At 54.5% G+C, this 17,238-nt stretch carries 17 protein-coding genes; 6 read left to right on the forward strand and 11 right to left on the reverse strand.

Features of this window, described 5'->3' with window-relative positions:
- The first annotated feature begins 98 nt into the window (after positions 1 to 98).
- Positions 99 to 1,073 (forward strand): calcium/sodium antiporter, encoded by a 975-nt coding sequence (locus tag Yoon_RS00435; protein ID WP_238109205.1) that lies wholly within the window; start codon positions 99 to 101, stop codon positions 1,071 to 1,073.
- Positions 1,074 to 1,166: 93 nt separating this feature from the next.
- Positions 1,167 to 2,570 carry an NADP-dependent phosphogluconate dehydrogenase gene (gndA, locus tag Yoon_RS00440; RefSeq protein ID WP_238109206.1) on the forward strand — a complete coding sequence of 468 codons (1,404 nt, stop codon included), beginning with the start codon at positions 1,167 to 1,169 and terminating at the stop codon, positions 2,568 to 2,570.
- 32 nt (positions 2,571 to 2,602) lie between these two features.
- On the opposite strand, the gene phoB is transcribed toward gndA, so the two are convergent.
- The 7 genes from phoB to Yoon_RS00475 form a co-directional block, all read right to left on the reverse strand.
- Complete coding sequence (gene phoB / locus Yoon_RS00445; protein WP_238109207.1) at positions 2,603 to 3,289, reverse strand: phosphate regulon transcriptional regulator PhoB; 687 nt, start codon at positions 3,287 to 3,289, stop codon at positions 2,603 to 2,605.
- 5 nt (positions 3,290 to 3,294) lie between these two features.
- Positions 3,295 to 4,002 (reverse strand): phosphate signaling complex protein PhoU, encoded by a 708-nt coding sequence (gene phoU, locus Yoon_RS00450; protein ID WP_238109208.1) that lies wholly within the window; start codon positions 4,000 to 4,002, stop codon positions 3,295 to 3,297.
- A gap of 12 nt (positions 4,003 to 4,014) precedes the next feature.
- The gene (gene pstB / locus Yoon_RS00455) at positions 4,015 to 4,776 is read right to left on the reverse strand and encodes a phosphate ABC transporter ATP-binding protein PstB (RefSeq protein WP_238109956.1); all 762 of its coding nucleotides are present in this window, start codon (positions 4,774 to 4,776) and stop codon (positions 4,015 to 4,017) included.
- A gap of 50 nt (positions 4,777 to 4,826) precedes the next feature.
- Complete coding sequence (gene pstA, locus Yoon_RS00460) at positions 4,827 to 6,173, reverse strand: phosphate ABC transporter permease PstA (protein WP_238109209.1); 1,347 nt, start codon at positions 6,171 to 6,173, stop codon at positions 4,827 to 4,829.
- The gene (gene pstC / locus Yoon_RS00465; protein WP_238109210.1) at positions 6,170 to 7,651 is read right to left on the reverse strand and encodes a phosphate ABC transporter permease subunit PstC; all 1,482 of its coding nucleotides are present in this window, start codon (positions 7,649 to 7,651) and stop codon (positions 6,170 to 6,172) included. Before pstC ends, pstA begins: the two co-directional genes overlap by 4 nt.
- A gap of 116 nt (positions 7,652 to 7,767) precedes the next feature.
- A complete protein-coding gene (locus tag Yoon_RS00470; RefSeq protein ID WP_238109211.1) occupies positions 7,768 to 8,796 on the reverse strand; it encodes a PstS family phosphate ABC transporter substrate-binding protein in 1,029 nt (342 codons plus the stop codon).
- A 115-nt stretch (positions 8,797 to 8,911) separates the two neighbouring features.
- Positions 8,912 to 9,898, reverse strand: a complete 987-nt coding sequence (locus Yoon_RS00475; RefSeq protein ID WP_238109212.1) for a cell wall metabolism sensor histidine kinase WalK — start codon at positions 9,896 to 9,898, stop codon at positions 8,912 to 8,914.
- A 134-nt stretch (positions 9,899 to 10,032) separates the two neighbouring features.
- Between Yoon_RS00475 and Yoon_RS00480 the strand changes: the two genes are divergently transcribed.
- Positions 10,033 to 10,434 carry a hypothetical protein gene (locus tag Yoon_RS00480; RefSeq protein WP_238109213.1) on the forward strand — a complete coding sequence of 134 codons (402 nt, stop codon included), beginning with the start codon at positions 10,033 to 10,035 and terminating at the stop codon, positions 10,432 to 10,434.
- Here the strand turns inward: Yoon_RS00480 and Yoon_RS00485 are convergent.
- From Yoon_RS00485 to Yoon_RS00495, 3 genes are read right to left on the reverse strand one after another with little or no spacing between them, the layout of a single operon-like run.
- The gene (locus Yoon_RS00485; protein WP_238109215.1) at positions 10,431 to 10,952 is read right to left on the reverse strand and encodes a gamma carbonic anhydrase family protein; all 522 of its coding nucleotides are present in this window, start codon (positions 10,950 to 10,952) and stop codon (positions 10,431 to 10,433) included. The genes Yoon_RS00480 and Yoon_RS00485 overlap by 4 nt on opposite strands.
- A complete protein-coding gene (gmk, locus tag Yoon_RS00490; RefSeq protein WP_238109217.1) occupies positions 10,949 to 11,587 on the reverse strand; it encodes a guanylate kinase in 639 nt (212 codons plus the stop codon). The genes Yoon_RS00485 and gmk overlap by 4 nt, the downstream gene beginning before the upstream one ends.
- 3 nt (positions 11,588 to 11,590) lie before the next feature.
- Positions 11,591 to 12,481, reverse strand: coding sequence for a YicC/YloC family endoribonuclease (locus Yoon_RS00495; RefSeq protein ID WP_238109218.1), 891 nt, complete (start codon positions 12,479 to 12,481; stop codon positions 11,591 to 11,593).
- Between the two features lie 185 nt (positions 12,482 to 12,666).
- Here Yoon_RS00495 and Yoon_RS00500 point away from each other — a divergent pair, with 185 nt between their 5' ends.
- Positions 12,667 to 13,308 (forward strand): PAS domain-containing protein, encoded by a 642-nt coding sequence (locus Yoon_RS00500; protein ID WP_238109220.1) that lies wholly within the window; start codon positions 12,667 to 12,669, stop codon positions 13,306 to 13,308.
- On the opposite strand, the gene Yoon_RS00505 is transcribed toward Yoon_RS00500, so the two are convergent.
- Positions 13,309 to 14,679, reverse strand: coding sequence for a class II 3-deoxy-7-phosphoheptulonate synthase (locus Yoon_RS00505; RefSeq protein WP_238109222.1), 1,371 nt, complete (start codon positions 14,677 to 14,679; stop codon positions 13,309 to 13,311).
- Between the two features lie 181 nt (positions 14,680 to 14,860).
- Here Yoon_RS00505 and Yoon_RS00510 point away from each other — a divergent pair, with 181 nt between their 5' ends.
- Positions 14,861 to 15,862 (forward strand): GlxA family transcriptional regulator, encoded by a 1,002-nt coding sequence (locus Yoon_RS00510; RefSeq protein WP_238109224.1) that lies wholly within the window; start codon positions 14,861 to 14,863, stop codon positions 15,860 to 15,862.
- Positions 15,863 to 15,990: 128 nt separating this feature from the next.
- Positions 15,991 to 17,175 carry an ABC transporter substrate-binding protein gene (locus Yoon_RS00515; RefSeq protein ID WP_238109225.1) on the forward strand — a complete coding sequence of 395 codons (1,185 nt, stop codon included), beginning with the start codon at positions 15,991 to 15,993 and terminating at the stop codon, positions 17,173 to 17,175.
- Positions 17,176 to 17,238: the final 63 nt, after the last annotated feature.

Raw genomic sequence — 17,238 nt, forward strand, 5'->3', positions numbered from 1 at the left:
CCGCATAGTGAGATGAAAATAAGCAATGGGGCTATTCACGCCCGCATGGGCCATGCATAAGTGCGCCAATGACCAGAGTTTAGACAGGGCCTGCATCGGTGATTCTATCCAATTACGACCTTTTCGTTCTTTCCGCCGGCGCCATTCTGTTCGGCCTGTTTTTACTGATCAAAGGTGGCGATTGGACCATCGATTCCGCCGTATTTATTGCGCAACGCACCGGATTATCGCCCCTGTTCATCGGCGCAACAATCATTTCCTTTGGCACCTCTGTGCCCGAGCTGTTCACATCTGTGAACGCAAACCTGCAAGGGTTTCCGGGGATCGCACTTGGCAACGTGCTGGGGTCGAACATTGCGAATATTTTGCTGGTACTTGGTGCCACAGCCATTGTGTTTCATATTGAAGGCAAGGCCAAAGACCTGATCAAAGACCTTGGCATGATGCTGCTCGCGACTGCGATCATGGTTTACGGGATGTATCAGGGTATCTTTTCAACCCAACTTGGGTTGGTCATGTTCGGCATTCTTGTCTGCTTTGTCTTCTACCAGTTCAGGACCGATAGCCTCGACGTCGAAATTGATGATCATTCAGATGACAACTGCCCGATTTCATCAATGGGTATGGCCTTGGTTATCCTGTTCGCGGGGCTTTGCGCGTTGGCACTTGGCTCCGAAATGTTGGTGAAAGGCGCGGTCGTCACGGGCACCTTGATCGGTGTTCCCGAGGCAATCATCGGTTTGACCGTCGTCGCATTCGGCACATCGCTACCTGAGCTATCCACATGTATTGCAGCTGCACGCAAGCATTCTGTTGGGTTGATATTGGGGAATATAATCGGGTCAAACACCTTTAACATCCTGTCGATTGTTGCCCTGACTGCGATCATCAAGCCGCTTGAAGTGACCCCTGTTTTGATGGGGATGCAGCTTTGGGCGATGGGTGGAATTGCGATTGGGTTTAGCATCTGGATGCTGACAATTGGCAAAATTACAAAACCCGTCGGGATCGTCATGGTGACCGCATATGTCGCCTTTATCGCGCTGCAATATATCGTGCCGACCGGCGCATAAGCGATATTAAAACTTTTCATCCGGTTCCCGTTTCCATCCCATCAAGGACAGCCTATACCTGCCAGAAATTGGCAAACCTTAGGGATCCGAACAATGAGCAAAGCAGAAATTGGCCTGATTGGTCTTGGGACAATGGGCGCAGCCTTGGCATCAAACATTGCCGACAACGGCTTTGACATCGCCGTCTGGAACCGCACCAGTGAAGTGACACAAGCGTTCCACGCGGACGCAGGCGCATTGGCCGATAAAATCACGCCAACCCAAACGCTCGAAGAGCTTGTTGCAGCGATTGCAGAACCCCGCGCGATCATCTTGATGGTGCCCGCCGGGCAGCCAGTCGACGATCAAATTGCCGCCCTGCGCCCTTTGTTAAGTGACAATGACCTGATCATCGACGCGGGCAACGCCAATTTCCACGACACAAACCGGCGCGTGATCGAGGCCGGCGATTTACCGTTCTTGGGGATCGGCGTGTCGGGCGGCGAAGAAGGTGCCCGTTTTGGGCCATCCATCATGGGTGGCGGCAAACGCGAGTATTGGGACCGGGTTGCGCATATCCTGACGGCCATTTCTGCAAAACACGAAGACAGCGCCTGCGCCACATGGATGGGCGAAGCCGGAGCCGGACATTTTGTCAAAGCCGTTCATAACGGCATTGAATACGCAGATATGCAGATGATTGCCGAGGTTTATGGCATCATGCGAGATGCTATGGGCATGGATAATGCCGCAATTGCCGCGACATTTGCGCAATGGGACAAAGGCCCGTTAAAATCCTATCTGATCGAGATTTCTGGCAAAGTCGCCGCTGCGATTGATCCGAAAACGGGTCAGCCGATGTTGGATGTGATCGTTGACGCCGCAGGCCAAAAAGGCACCGGGCGCTGGACCGCAATTGAGGCACAGCACCTTGCCGCCCCCATTCCTGCAATCGAAGCAGCCGTTGTCGCACGTAACCTGTCATCGCAGCTTGACACCCGCGCTGCAGGCGAAGCGTTGTTTGGCACGGGCCCGCGTCAAATGCCGGATGACGCGCTCAGCTTGGACACATTGCAGAGGGCTTTGATGGTCGGCAAAATCCTATGCTACGCGCAAGGCTTTGATATGATTAGCAAGGCGTCAGTCGAATTTGGCTGGGACCTGCCGCTGCCTGAAATCGCCAAAGTCTGGCGTGAAGGCTGCATTATTCGCTCAGACATGCTGGATGATATGGCGCTCGCATTGGGCGAGGACGCAAGCCGCAACCTGCTGTTTGCGCCGCGTTTTGCGCAGACAGTCAAAACCAACCATGATGCGCTCCGCCAAACGGTGGCCATAGGCGCGCTGCATGGCGTGGCCCTGCCCGCGCTGTCGTCTGGGCTGACCTATTTTGACGCGCTGCGCACCGCCCGAGGCACGGCCAATATGATCCAAGGCCAACGCGATTTCTTTGGCGCGCATGGGTTTGCCCGTACAGATGGCGGGTCTGGTCACCATGGCCCTTGGGGGAGCAATTAAAAACGTAGGGTGGGTTTAAACCCACCTTACTTTTACCCTAGCGCGTAGCCCGCACCGCGCACCGTGCGCACCGGGTCTTCTCCACCATGCTGTGTCAAAACCTTACGCAACCGCCCAACATGCACGTCAACAGTGCGCGTATCGACATAGATATCACGGCCCCAGACCCGATCCAGTAGCATATCGCGTGACCAAACCCGCCCAGGTTTTTCCATGAATGTCGTCAATAGCCGAAATTCGGTTGGGCCCAATTTCAACGGGTTTTCATCGCGTGTGACACGGTGGGTTTCCGCGTCCAACACAATATCATCATAGGTCAGGATTTGGCCAACGGTCGCTGGGCGCACCCGGCGCAGCTGCGTGCGGACCCGCGCCATCAACTCGGAAACAGAATAGGGTTTGACAACATAGTCATCAGCCCCCGTTTCCAATCCACGGACCTTGTCGACCTCTTCTGAACGCGCCGACAACATGATCACCGGAATGCCGCGCGTTTCTGGCTTCACCTTTAGGCGACGACACACCTCGATGCCCGATAAATGTGGCATCATCCAATCAAGAATGATCACATCTGGCGTGTCTTCCTCAACACAGATGATCCCCTCTTCGCCGTTTTCGGCGCGCGTGACGCGAAACCCTTCTGCCTCTAGATTATAGGCAAGAACTTCGCGCTGTGCCGCTTCATCTTCAACGACCAAAACATGTGGTTGTTGTGCCATTTTACTTACCCTGTTTCAAACACATAGGCAGTTTTGTCGCCTTTTGGGCGGGCCTCGTCAGGCATTTCACCGGTGACAAGATAGATCACTTGTTCCGCCATATTGGTGGTCAGATCGCCCATGCGTTCAATGTTTTTTGCCATGAAATGCAGATGCATACAGGCCGTAATGTTGCGTGGATCTTCCATCATGAAAGTCAAGAATTCACGGAACAATGCATTGTACATCTGATCGACTTCTTGATCGCGCTGGCGCACGACCTCGGCCAATTCAGCGTCGCCGCGCACATAGGCATCCAGCGTGTCTTTCAGCATCTGTTCAACTTCGCGGGCCATTCGGCGCAGGGCCGTGTCAGCCCCGCTGACCGGGTTCATTTCGACCAAAACGCTTGTCCGTTTCGCGATGTTTTTGGCATAGTCACCAATCCGCTCAAGCGCAGCGGAAAGGCGGAGCACCGTCAGGACCGTGCGCAGATCTTTTGACACAGGTGCGCGCAACGCAATGGTGCGCGCGGCCTCTTCGTTGATCTGCTCTTCGAGCGCATCAATCGCTTTGTCATCTTTGCGCACGGCCTCAGCCAGTTCAATGTCGCGGTTCGCAAGCGAATTGGCAGAGCGCAAAATGGCCTCTTCGACCAAGCCACCCATTTGCATAATCAGCGTCGTGATACCTTCAAGATCGCGGTCATAGGCGGATGAAATATGTTCGTTCATCTGATTAGCTCCTTACCCGATCCGGCCGGAAATATAGCTTTCCGTGCGGGGGTCTTGGGGGTTTGTAAAAATCTTGTCGGTATCGTCAAATTCAACAAGGTTCCCGAGGTGGAAGAACGCCGTTTTCTGGCTGACACGGGCGGCCTGCTGCATTGAGTGGGTCACGATGACAACCGAGAAACTTTGACGCAATTCGTCGATCAGTTCTTCGACCTGCGCGGTGGCAATCGGGTCAAGCGCAGAGCATGGTTCGTCCATCAGCAGAATTTCAGGCGCGGTTGCGATAGCACGCGCAATACACAAACGTTGCTGTTGCCCGCCTGACATGCCGGTGCCCGGCTGGTGCAAACGGTCCTTGGCTTCGTTCCAAAGCGCCGCTTTGCGCAGTGAACTTTCAACGATTTCGTCAAGGTCTGCCTTGGTCTTTGCCAGCCCGTGAATTTTGGGGCCGTAAGCCACATTGTCATAGATTGACTTTGGGAACGGGTTTGGTTTTTGGAAAACCATGCCCACCTTGGCGCGTAGCTGTACCGGGTCGACCCGCGGATCATAGATATCTTCATCATCGATCAAAATATCGCCTTCGACCCGACAGATATCGATCGTATCGTTCATCCGGTTCAGGCACCGCAGGAAAGTTGACTTCCCGCAACCAGAAGGGCCGATAAAGGCGGTGACTGTTTTATCCGCGATATCAACGTTCACGTCTTTGATCGCATGGGTGTCGCCATAGAACACTTGGACGTTTCTTGCGGTAATCTTTTTGTCTTGCATGGTGCCTACTGCCCGATCTGCGTGATATTTATCGTCTAACATGATCTCTCCTACCACCGGCGCTCAAAGCGGCGGCGCAAAATGATCGCTATGATGTTCATCGTCATGAGGAACAATAGCAGGATGATGATACCGCCCCAAGCGCGCTCGTAATACGCAGGGTCGGCACGTTTGGCCCATTCGAAAATTTGGGCGGGCATAGCCGAGTTTGGATCGAGGAACCCCGAAGCGATCCCATCTGGATAATTGGAAGCGATGTAACCAACCATGCCGATCAGAAGGAGCGGCGCGGTTTCACCCAAAGCTTGGGCAAGACCAATGATGGTTCCGGTCAAGATACCGGGCATCGCCAAGGGCAAAACATGGTGAAATACCGTCTGCATTTCTGACGCACCAACACCCAACGCCGCACTTCGGATTGACGGTGGCACCGCTTTCAGCGAGGCCCGTGTGGAAATCACGATTGTTGGCAGGGTCATCAACGTCAGCGTCAGACCACCAACCAGCGGTGCCGATTGCGGTAGATGGGCGAACTGGATGAACACGGCCAAGCCAAGGATACCAAACACAATCGATGGCACAGCGGCAAGGTTCGAGATGTTCACTTCGATCAGATCCGTGATCCAGTTTTGCGGCGCAAATTCTTCGAGATAGATCGAAGCGGCGACCCCAATCGGCAAGGAAAGCAGCAGCACGACCAGCATCATAAAGACAGAGCCCAGCATCGCGACACCTATCCCTGCTTGTTCTGGCCGGCTTTCGGATGCATCAGCACCCAGAATGAACGCCCAGTTAAACTTGCGTGTAACGCCGCCCGTTTCTGACAGCGCATCAACAAGATCAAGGTGCGCGGCATCAAGGTTACGGTCACGCGCCAAATCTTCACGAACAACGCGGCCTTTCATATAGCCGTCTACACGTGACGAGGCCAAGACTTCGAACTCAACCGTTTGCCCGATTAGGTCAGGGTTGGCGATAACCGCGTTGCGCACGGTGGCACCAGCGGAAGATGACAGCATCTTTTTCAGATCACCATCAGCCACGTCGGTTTCAAGGTCGGCTGTCACCGCGACCAGCGCATCTTGGATCAGCGGGTTATACCCGAATGTCGACACTTTCTTAATGTCGTCAATATCGCGGTTGCCGTTCTTGTCCAAGACATCTGCGGGCAGCTCCACTTCGATGTTCACGAAAGTTTGCGTAAATGCTGGCACACCGTTGCGGACAATTGCAAACAACAACATCGCAAGAAACAAGATACTAAAGGCGAGCGCAGCGATGCCGTAAGCTTTAAACCGTGTTTCGGCAGCGTTGCGTTTGCGGGTCCGGGCATCTTGCGCGAGCAGGGATTTCCCTTTGCTCGCAGGCGCAGCCATATCGGCGGTATTGTCGGTCATTCGTACTGTTCCCGGTATTTGCGAACGATATAAAGTGCGAGGATGTTCAGCGCCAAGGTGATCACAAAGAGCGTCATCCCCAAGGCAAAGGCCACCAGCGTTTCAGGGCTGTTAAATTCACCGTCACCAGTCAGCTGGCTGACGATTTTGGCGGTCACGGTTGTCATCGCGTCGAAAGGGTTCATCGACAGGCTCGCAGCGGCCCCTGCCCCCATCACAACAATCATGGTTTCCCCGATCGCGCGTGACGCTGCCAGCAAAATCGCGCCGACAATGCCGGGCAAGGCCGCGGGCAAAATCACCTGACGGACAGTTTCCGACTGGGTCGCCCCAAGTCCAAGCGACCCATCGCGCATTGCTTGCGGCACTGAATTGATGATGTCGTCTGACAGGGATGACACGAATGGGATCAACATAAAGCCCATGACCAAACCCGCCGTCATCGCAGCGGTTCCGCCTGACATCCATCCAAGATGGAATGATCCGTTTGCACCAAATGCGCTCAGCAACAGCGGCCCGACTGTCAGCAGAGCGAACAAACCGTAGACGATCGTTGGCACCCCGGCGAGCACCTCGATCAAAGGCTTTGCGATAGAGCGTACCCGTGGTGAGGCGTATTCTGACAAGTAGATCGCCGCGAAAAGCCCGATTGGCACGGCGACGATCAACGCGATCAGCGAGATAAACAGCGTGCCCCAGATCAGCGGCAAGAAACCTAGATCCGAATTCCCGCCACGACCAGAAAAACTTGGCTCCCAGCGTGTGCCGAAAAAGAAATCGGTCGCGGGAAAGAGCCGGAAGAATTCAATCGTGTTAAACACCAGTGAAAGGACGATGCCCACGGTTGTCAAAATCGCAACCGATGCGGCCGCGATCAAAATCAGTTTCACCGCGCTCTCAACATAGCGGCGGGCGCGGAAATCTTTGTTGGTCATCGCATAGGCAACACCGGCCCCGACCAATGAAAGCCCGATCACAACAACCGCTTTCAAGATATCGCCAAGTGCAGTCGCGCCACGGTAACGCTGCGCAAGTGCCAAAGTGGCCGCATCAACATCAGACCCAAGTGCGACACCAACGGCGGCCAGTTCTGCGCGGACATCCGTTGTTTCGACTGTAAGGTTTTTCGCCGCCTCAGCCGTCATCGCGCCTTCGGCAACCGCGAGGTCAAGCCCACCCGCGATCCGGTTCACATCGGCCATCGCAAGCGAGGTTTCGCCCGCGTCACCAATGATGTCAGCGGGCAAATACTGCGTCAAAGAATTGTTGATCAGCAAAGGCTGGGCAATCAGCCAAGCTAAAAGAATAAGCAACGCGGGACCCGCAGCTGCCATCGCAGCATTTGTACCGTAATAGGAGGGCAGCGAGTGCATTTTTCGCGGGTCTGCATCTGCAGAAGCGAGCGCGCGCCCACGCGCTAAGAAGTAACCTGCGATTGCGATCACAAGAATGACCGCGATAATCCAAATTGCCGGCATGGCAGCGCAACCCCTTTTAGGTCGTTAATCCGTTTGGCCTGGTACGTTTAGGAGCGGTACCAAAAAGCAAAGATGGGGCTCCCCTGATGGGGGTGCCCCGAAACGTCATACTCTGATTAAAGAGTGTCTTCGTTTGCAACAGTCGCTTGTGTGTCTGACAGTTCTGGGTCAGCAACAAGACCGTAGGCAGACAATGGGCCAGATGGGCCAGCGATTTCGTCAGAGATGAAGAATTCTGCGAATTCTTTCAGGCCTGGGATTACGCCGATGTGTGCTTTCTTGATGAAGAAGAACAATGGGCGTGACACAGGGTATTCACCAGACGCGATGGTTTCTGTTTTTGGTTCAACACCACCGATTGTCGCAACTTTCAGCGAGTCAGTGTTGTTTTCGTAGAATGCCAAACCAAAGACACCGATACCGTTCGGGTTTGTGTCAACACGAGCAAGTGTTTCTGTGTAGTCACCGTCGATGTCGACTGTGATGCCGTTGCCGCGCACTTCGATGCATGCATCTTCTGCGTCGTCTTCGGACATGCCGCCAGCCATCATAGCTTCCATTGCGCCTGTGTCTTCACAGCCTTGCAGCAAAACCTTGTCTTCGAACACTTCGCGTGTGCCGTGCTTGGTACCTGGGATAAAGGCCAGAATGTCAGCCGCTGGCAATTCAGCGTTGAATTCAGCCCACTGTGTGTAAGGGTTAGCAACGACTTCGCCGTCAACCAAAACAGTTGCGCCAAGTGCGTTAAAGATGTCGCTTGCTTCGAAAGCAGTGAACGCAGGACCGTCGATTTGTGACGCGAAGACGATGCCGTCATAACCGATGCGCACTTCGATGATGTCGTTCACGCCGTTCTCTGTGCACAGTGCGATGTCGCTTTCGCGGATCGGACGTGAAGAGTTTGCGATGTCGATGGTGTTTTCGCCAACGCCTTCGCAGAAACGCTTCAGGCCAGCAGATGAACCACCAGATTCAACAACAGGTGTTGGGAAGTCAAAGTTTTCGCCAAATGCTTCTGCCACGATAGAGGCGTAAGGCAAAACAGTTGAAGAACCAGCAACCTGTACGTTGTCACGTGCGGTAGCAGAAGTTGCGGTAAGGGCAGCAAGTACTGCGGTTGTCGCAGTCAGTTTCATGATCGACATCAAATCACTCCAGTCAGTCAAACATCAACCACGCGCGGCTCGCATGGTTATCCGGGTCCGTTTAGAAGCCGGCTTCAAACCTTTTGTGACAGTAATGTAAAACTTTTATGACAGCCTAAGAAACTGGTAAAAAAACTGAAAACGTGGTGCCCTTACCGACCTCACTTTCAATCAAAAGCCGTCCACGGTGCCGATTGACGATATGCTTTACAATCGCCAGCCCAAGCCCCGTGCCGCCAACAGCGCGCGAACGGTGGCTATCAACGCGGTAAAATCGTTCAGTCAGCCGTGCGATGTGATGATTGGGAATGCCTTCCCCAAAATCCGCCACCGATATCTGAATAGCCGTGCCGCGCAGTCGCAGATCCATCGCTGGGGCGTGAATTGTGACATCCACCTTTTTACCTGCGGAGCCATATTTGATCGCGTTTTCGACAAGATTAGTGAAAACCTGCACCAATTGCCCCGCATCGCCCAGCACCATATCCCCCGCGCCCAATGTCGTGAGTGTCACAGACACATGAGCGGCGGCTGCCTGTGGCTCTAGGCCTTTAATCACCGAACTGAGCAATGCGGTCACATCAATATGTTCGCGTGGGCGCACACGTTCGTCTTCTTCGACACGTGACAGTGATAAAAGGTCATCGACAAGCCGCGTCATGCGCGAAGCTTCATGCGCCATAATCTGCAAGAATCGGTCACGGGCCTTCGCATCATCACGCGCGGCCCCGCCCAGCGTTTCAATAAACCCCATCAATGCCGTAAGCGGCGTGCGTAATTCATGGCTGACATTCGCGACAAAATCGCGGCGCATTTTACCTGCGTCTTCTGCAGCGGTTTGGTCTTCGAAACTTAACACAATATCTTGACCTGCAGGCGACACGGCCACGCGGTAGACGGTGTCGCGCGCGCCATCACGGCTGCTAAAACGGATATTGCTGGGCGCACCTCCCCCACGCAACGTGGTGATCGCGGCAACAACCGCGGGCTGGCGCAATGCCGAGATATAGTGCTTCCCCACCAATTCAGTTCCCAAAATCGCTTCGAGCGCCGGATTGACGGCACGCACACGATCTTCGGGGCCAATGACGAGGACAGCCATGGGAAGCGCCGCAATAACATCGGCAATGTGATGATAGGTCAAAGTTTTTCCACAAATCTATTTTAGGCATGTGTAACCACGAAAAACGCGTTGCGCCAACACAGAAATTGCGTAATACATTTACGCGTGTAAATATGTTTGAGGGTACCAAGCTAAATATGTTTCATTCCAATACGGCGGCGCAGGTTGTCGATTTTCCCCACCGCACGCCCCAGCTCAAAACGATCGTTATCGGTGATGTGGCGCGCTGGCAGGCACAAGGAATGAATGTGGCGCCAATGGATGGTTTGCGGTTTGTCGCAATCGACGCTATTTGCGCCGATACACTTGCAGAATTCGCACCTGAAACGATTTTTTCGCCATTGATTGCGGATACATTCGACGCCCTTGAGGTCGCTCAATTTCTCGCGACTTCCGCCTATGCTGGGCGTTACTGCGCAATTTCTGACCCGCTTCCTGACCGCGAAGCTGTCATCACTGAGATATCGAAACATGCGCCCGGCATATCGTTCGATATCCTTGTCGTTCCAATTTAGATCGGGTTCAGATCGCGGGCAAAGCGGGCGGCATTTTCTTGATAATGCAAGGCTGATGCCCGCAATCCAGCAAGGGCGGCCGTATCAAGTGTACGCACAACCTTGCCCGGCGCCCCCATCACCAGCGATCCATCGGGAATGACCTTGCCTTCGGTGATCAATGCCCCGGCACCAATCAAACAGCCTTTGCCGATGACCGCACCATTCAAAACGGTCGCGCCCATGCCAATCAAGCTATCCGCGCCGATTGTGCAGCCGTGCAGCATCGCCTTGTGGCCAATGGTACAGCCTGCCCCGATGGTCAGCGGGTAGCCCATATCGGTATGCATCACGCAGTTTTCTTGCACGTTGCTGCCTGCGCCGATGGTGATCCGCTCGTTGTCACCGCGCAAAACCGTGCCGAACCAGACCGAAGCCTTTGCAGCCACTGTCACCTTGCCAATAACATGGCAGCCCGGTGCGACCCATGCGTCTGCGGCCACCTCGGGCTGATCGTCTCCAAGCGCATAGAGGCTCATGTGCGCTCTCCAAACTCTGATTGTAATTTACGTGCGTGGCCTACAAGATCAGGCTGTTGCGCGCGGCGCAGACGTTCAGCGCTGATAATCGTTTTCAGCTGTGCCTCTGTGGCGTCCAAATCATCGTTCACCAAGACATAATCATAGCCATCCCAATGGCTGATCTCGTCCCAGCTTTTTTGCATCCGTTGTTCGATCACTTCGGGCGCGTCTTGGCCCCGGCTGACCAAACGGCGGTGCAATTCAGTGATCGATGGCGGCAGGATAAAGATCGAAAGAACATGTTCTTGCAGATCAGAATTGCTGATTTGCTGCGCGCCTTGCCAGTCAATATCAAACAAAACGTCGCGCCCGCCCTCAATCGCGGCCTGTACCGGTGCTTTGGGCGATCCGTAGTAGTTCCCAAACACCCGCGCATGTTCAAGCATATCATGGCTTGCGACCTGATCTTGGAATTCCGGAACGGAGACAAAATAGTAGTCTTTGCCGTCTTCTTCGCCAGGGCGCGGTTCACGCGTCGTTGCAGAGACCGAAAAGCGCAATGTGTCATCCCACGCACGCAGCCGCGTTGTTAACGTTGATTTTCCAGCCCCTGAAGGCGAAGACAAGACGATCAATAGGCCACGACGGGACATGCGTTACTCCACGTTTTGAATTTGTTCGCGCATCTGGTCGATCACGGCTTTCAGGTCAAGCCCAATCGCAGTCAGCGCCGTTGACTGTGCTTTCGCACAAAGCGTATTGGCCTCGCGGTTAAATTCCTGTGCCAAAAAGTCGAATTTGCGACCAGATGGGGCGTCTTGCGCTAATAATTCGCGCGCGGCCTGCACATGCGCCTTGAGCCGGTCGATCTCTTCGGTGATATCCGCCTTCATCGCAACGACCGCCAGTTCTTGCGCAATGCGCCCTTCTTCAATGGTGCTCACATCTTCGGCGATCCGCTGCAAAGCCGCCGTCAGATTGGCGCGCATTTGTGGCAGCCGCGCGGTGGCCGCCTGCTCAGCGGCTGCAACCAGCGTTGCGATCTGAGTGACCTGCTCGGCGATGACGTCGTGTAAAAATGCACCTTCGTCACGGCGCATGGCACTGAAATCGGCCACAAGCGGCGCGATGTCTGCCTGAATGGCCGCTGCAAGAGCCGCGTCATCGTCTTGTACCTGTGCCGCAACCAACACCCCGCGCTGTGTCAAAACATCTGCGGCGGTCGGCTGCCCCAAGGTCACACCTTTTGCGAAAGCGCGTTCTTGAATTGCGTCCAATGCGCTCAGAACCATATCAAGTCGCGGTTCATCAATCACAAGCTCCCCGGCGGTTTCTTCGCGCGTGATGCGCAGGTTGACGGTGATATTGCCGCGCGTAGCGACCTCACCCACCGCTTTGCGCAATGCGGGCTCCAGCCCATCGATGGCTTCGGGCAAGCGCAGGCGCAGATCATAGCCGCGCGCGTTCACGCCACGCATTTCCCATTGCCAAGATACTGCCCCATGCGCGCCGACGCGGGCCGCGAATGCTGTCATTGAAAGGGTCATGGGTGCCACCTGCATTATTGGTTTGCATTGGTCCTATTGGATAAGTGGGGGGATGGGCAAGCCTGTGTGCATTAACCCATTAATACTTTGTTAAGTGAAACCATGACTAAACTATGTTAAATTTGATTTAAGGGCGCAAGGTTTGCAGCACCCGATGTTACCGCACGACAGATGCAGAGGTTCAAATGACTGTTGTTAATGATTTTTCTTTTCGCCGTGACAGCGATATGCCGGGCGCCAATCATCCGGTTCTTGCGAGTTTAGAGAGCTACTGGCGCGCGCTGCGACATGCCCGCCACATTCCTGCACGCAATGATATTCGCCCGCATGAGATCGATACAGCTCTCCCCCATGCTTTTATTTTGCAACGAGTTGCGCCCGGTGTTGCACGTATGCGCGTTGCCGGACAACAATTGCATGATCTGCTTAAAATGGATGCGCGCGGCATGCCGATCAGCACATTTTTTCAGGCACCTGCGCGCGAACAAATCGCAGAGCTTGTTGAAAAGGCATTTTCAGAGCCTGCGATCATTGCCGTGCCATTGGTCTCGCAAGGGACAATCATCCGCACACCGCTATATGGCACAATGCTCTTGTTGCCGCTGCGCGACGAGGAGGGTCAAACAAGCCGTGTATTGGGCGCGATTGTCACCGAAGGGAACCACGGCAACCGACCGCGTCGGTTTACAATTGACCAAACAGCTAACATTCGCGTTGATACATTGGGGATCAAACTCGCCGCCGCGCAAACCATGCCTTTGGTCGCCAAAGCAAAAGGGCCAGACGCTGAACGCCCGGCCCTTCGCCTAGTGGTCAATAACGGCTGATTAGCCTGCTTTGGCTTGCTGCAACTTGCTGCGGCGGGCCGAAAGCTCTTCGGACACCAAAAACGCCAGTTCAAGCGATTGCGACGCGTTCAAACGCGGATCGCAGGCCGTGTGGTAACGACTGGACAGGTCTTCGTCTGTCACAGCGCGGATACCGCCGGTGCATTCGGTGACGTCCTTGCCTGTCATCTCAAAGTGTACGCCGCCCGGCACAGTGCCTTCTGCATTGTGAACCGCAAAGAATTCTTTGACTTCGCGCAGGACGCTATCAAACGGACGGGTTTTATAGCCCGTTGTCGATTTGATCGTGTTCCCGTGCATCGCGTCACAGGTCCAAACAACGTTTGCCCCCTCTTCTTCGACGGCTTTGATCAGACGCGGCAGATGTTCGCCGACAGCGCCCGCGCCAAAGCGCGCGATCAGTGTCAAACGGCCTGCTTCGTTTTCAGGGTTCAGCGACGCCATCAAAGACTTGAGGTGCCCAGATGTCATGGTCGGCCCGCATTTCAACCCGATTGGGTTTTGCACACCCTTACAGAATTCAACATGCGCACCATCAGGCTGACGCGTCCGGTCGCCGATCCAGATCATATGACCAGAACCCGCCAACCATTTGCCCGATGTCGAATCCAAGCGGCAGAGGGCTTCTTCATATTCCAGCAACAGCGCCTCGTGGCTGGTGTAGAAATCTACCGTTTGCAGTTCATGGTTGGTTTCTGTGGACAGGCCTGCGGCCTCCATGAAATCAAGCGTATCTGAAATACGGGCGGCCATGTCGCTGTATTTTTTCACCTCATTGGCGTCGGTAAAGCCCAAAGTCCACTTGTGAACCTCGTGTACGTTGGCAAAACCACCCGTTGAAAACGCACGCAAAAGGTTCAGTGTCGCGGCGGCCTGCATGTAGGCTTGGGACATACGCTCTGGATCTGGAATGCGCGATTCAGGCGTAAAATCAAACCCGTTGATGATGTCGCCGCGGTAGCTTGGCAGCTCCACGCCATCCACAGTTTCTGTTGGTGCCGAACGCGGTTTGGCCATTTGGCCGGCCATACGGCCAACCTTTACCACAGGCACTTTTGCGCCGTAGGTCAGAACCATCGCCATTTGCAGCATCACTTTGAAAGTGTCGCGAATACCATCAGCGCCGAATTCTGAAAAACTCTCTGCGCAATCGCCACCTTGCAGCAAGAATGCCTCGCCACGGCTTACCGCGCCCAGCTGTTTTTTCAACTTGCGCGCTTCACCGGCAAAAACCAAGGGTGGATAACTGGCAAGACGACCTTCTACAGCGCGAAGCGCAGCTGCGTCGGTATAGTCGGGCATCTGAACCCGGGGCTTGTTGCGCCAGTCAGATTTTTGCCAGTTAGTCATTTTCTTGCTCCATTTGCATGATTATTGATCGAAATTTAGACGGCCCGTATAGCGCTAACAACCCCAAGCGCCAATACGAAAGTGAGAAAGCGCCGCGAAACATCGTTTCATGTGCATTTGGGCTTGATCGCCACTGGTAAAACTGGTTCCGTCCTTTGATACTTTTTTCCGGAATCCCCACATGACTACCCAGCCTCAAATCGTCGATGTTGAACACAGCGGTAAGCCTCGGCATTTTGTCTTTGTTTTGCTCAATGAATTCACGATGCTCAGCTTTGCTGCGGCATTGGAATGCCTGCGCATCGCAAATCGAACATCTGGAAAAACCCTATATACATGGACAATCGTGAACGAAGACGGCGAAGACGCACTGTGTTCAAACGGCTGTACATTTCGGGTTGAACATAGCCTGAATGAAACAACGCGTGACGACACGATTATGCTGTGCGGCGGTGTGAATGTCCAAAAAGCGACCACCAAACGCCTGCTGAACTGGTTGCGCCGCGAGGCGCGCCGTGGCGCTACAATCGCCGGGCTATGCACGGCGGGCTATGTCATAGCGAAAGCCGGGCTATTAGACGGCAAGACCGCCGCCATCCATTGGGAAAATCACGACAGCTTTCTTGAAGAGTTTGAAGATGTCACCCTGACAAAGTCTGTGTTTGTCGTGGACGGCAACCGGATTACAGCCGCTGGCGGCACTGCCGCGATTGATCTGATGATCAAACTGATCGCGGATGACCACGGCGAAAATTTGGCCAATGCCGTGGCGGATTTGTTGGTCTATTCGGCCATTCGCACCAGCAAAGACAGCCAGCGTCTGTCGATCCCAACACGGATCGGGGTGCGCCATCCGAAACTGTCAAGCGTGATCCAAATGATGGAAGCCAATATCGAAGACCCGATCAGCCCCGCCACGCTGGCAAGTGACGTCGGCATGTCGACCCGACAGCTTGAACGGCTGTTCCGACGCTACCTGTCACGTAGTCCCAAACGCTATTACATGGAACTGCGCCTGCAAAAGGCGCGCAACCTATTGATGCAAACGGATATGACAGTAATCAACGTGGCGCTTGCTTGCGGCTTTGCCTCTCCGTCGCATTTTTCAAAATGCTACCGGTCACATTACGACACAACACCCTACCGCGAACGCGGCAGTCAAGGGGCCCGCCCCAACGCCTAACCCCACAGCCTTTTGTCCCGTGCTTTCAACCGTATTGAGTGAAATTAACCTTTCGTTCCGACTTTCCTTTTGGAAACACGCTGATAAGCTGATGCGCAGGACAACAAGATCCAATTGGGAGTTTAGAAATGAAAAAACTAATGATGGCGACAACCGCCATGACCATGATCGCGGGTGCCGCAATTGCGGAAGACGTGAAAATCGGTGTCATTCTCGGGTTCACCGGTCCGCTTGAATCCATCACCCCTGCCATGGGTGCGGGCGCAGAATTGGCGATGGCCGAAGTCAATGAGTCCGGCGCGCTTCTTGACGGCTCTTCCGTAACATCGGTACGCGGCGACAGCACATGTATCGACAGCGGTGCGGCAACGGCAGCGGCTGAACGTCTTGTCACATCTGACGCTGTGAACGCGATCATGGGCGCTGACTGTTCCGGTGTGACCGGCGCAATTCTGCAAAACGTGGCGCGTGCGAACGGTGTGGTGATGATTTCACCCTCAGCCACATCACCCGGCCTGTCATCTGCCGAAGATGATGGTCTGTTCTTCCGCACGGCCCCATCAGATGCGCGCCAAGGTGTGATCATCACAAACATCTTGCAAGATCGCGGCGTTGAAGAAGTCGCCCTGACATACACAAACAACGACTACGGCAAAGGTTTGGCTGACGCATTCCAAGCGGAATTCGAAGCGGCTGGCGGCACGGTCACCATCTCAGCAGCCCACGAAGACGGCAAAGCGGATTACTCTGCTGAAGTAGGTGCGTTGGCTTCTGCGGGCGGCGAAGTTCTCGTTGTAGCGGGCTATGTTGACCAAGGCGGCTCCGGCGTTGTGCGCTCGTCGCTCGATTCTGGCGCGTTTGACACTTTCTACTTCCCTGATGGGATGGTCGGCGCAAAACTGAACGAAAACTTCGGCGAAGAGCTAAACGGATCCTACGGTGCCTACCCCGGCACAGATAGCCCGGGCGCTGCGAAATTCGTTGAACTCGCTGCCGCCGCTGACTTTGACGGCACAGGTGCCTTTGCCCCTGAATCATATGATGCTGCTGCGCTGATCATGCTGGCGATGCAAGCCGCTGGTTCGAGCGATTCTGCTGATTTCAAAGACCACGTGTTTGACGTTGCAAACGCACCGGGCGTTGAAATCTTCCCGGGTGAGCTGGCCAAAGGGCTTGAACTGCTCGCCGCTGGCGAAGCCATCGATTATGTCGGCGCATCTGCGGTTGAACTGATCGGTCCCGGCGAATCTGCGGGTAACTACCAAGAAATCGAATTCGCCGATGGCGAATATGCGACAATCGGCTACCGTTAAATTAGCGTTCTAAGAATAGGGCGGCGCGGGAAACTGCGCCGCCCTAACAACAGACATGCCAAA

This window comes from Yoonia sp. I 8.24, assembly GCF_022096995.1.
Classification (GTDB): Bacteria; Pseudomonadota; Alphaproteobacteria; order Rhodobacterales; family Rhodobacteraceae; genus Yoonia.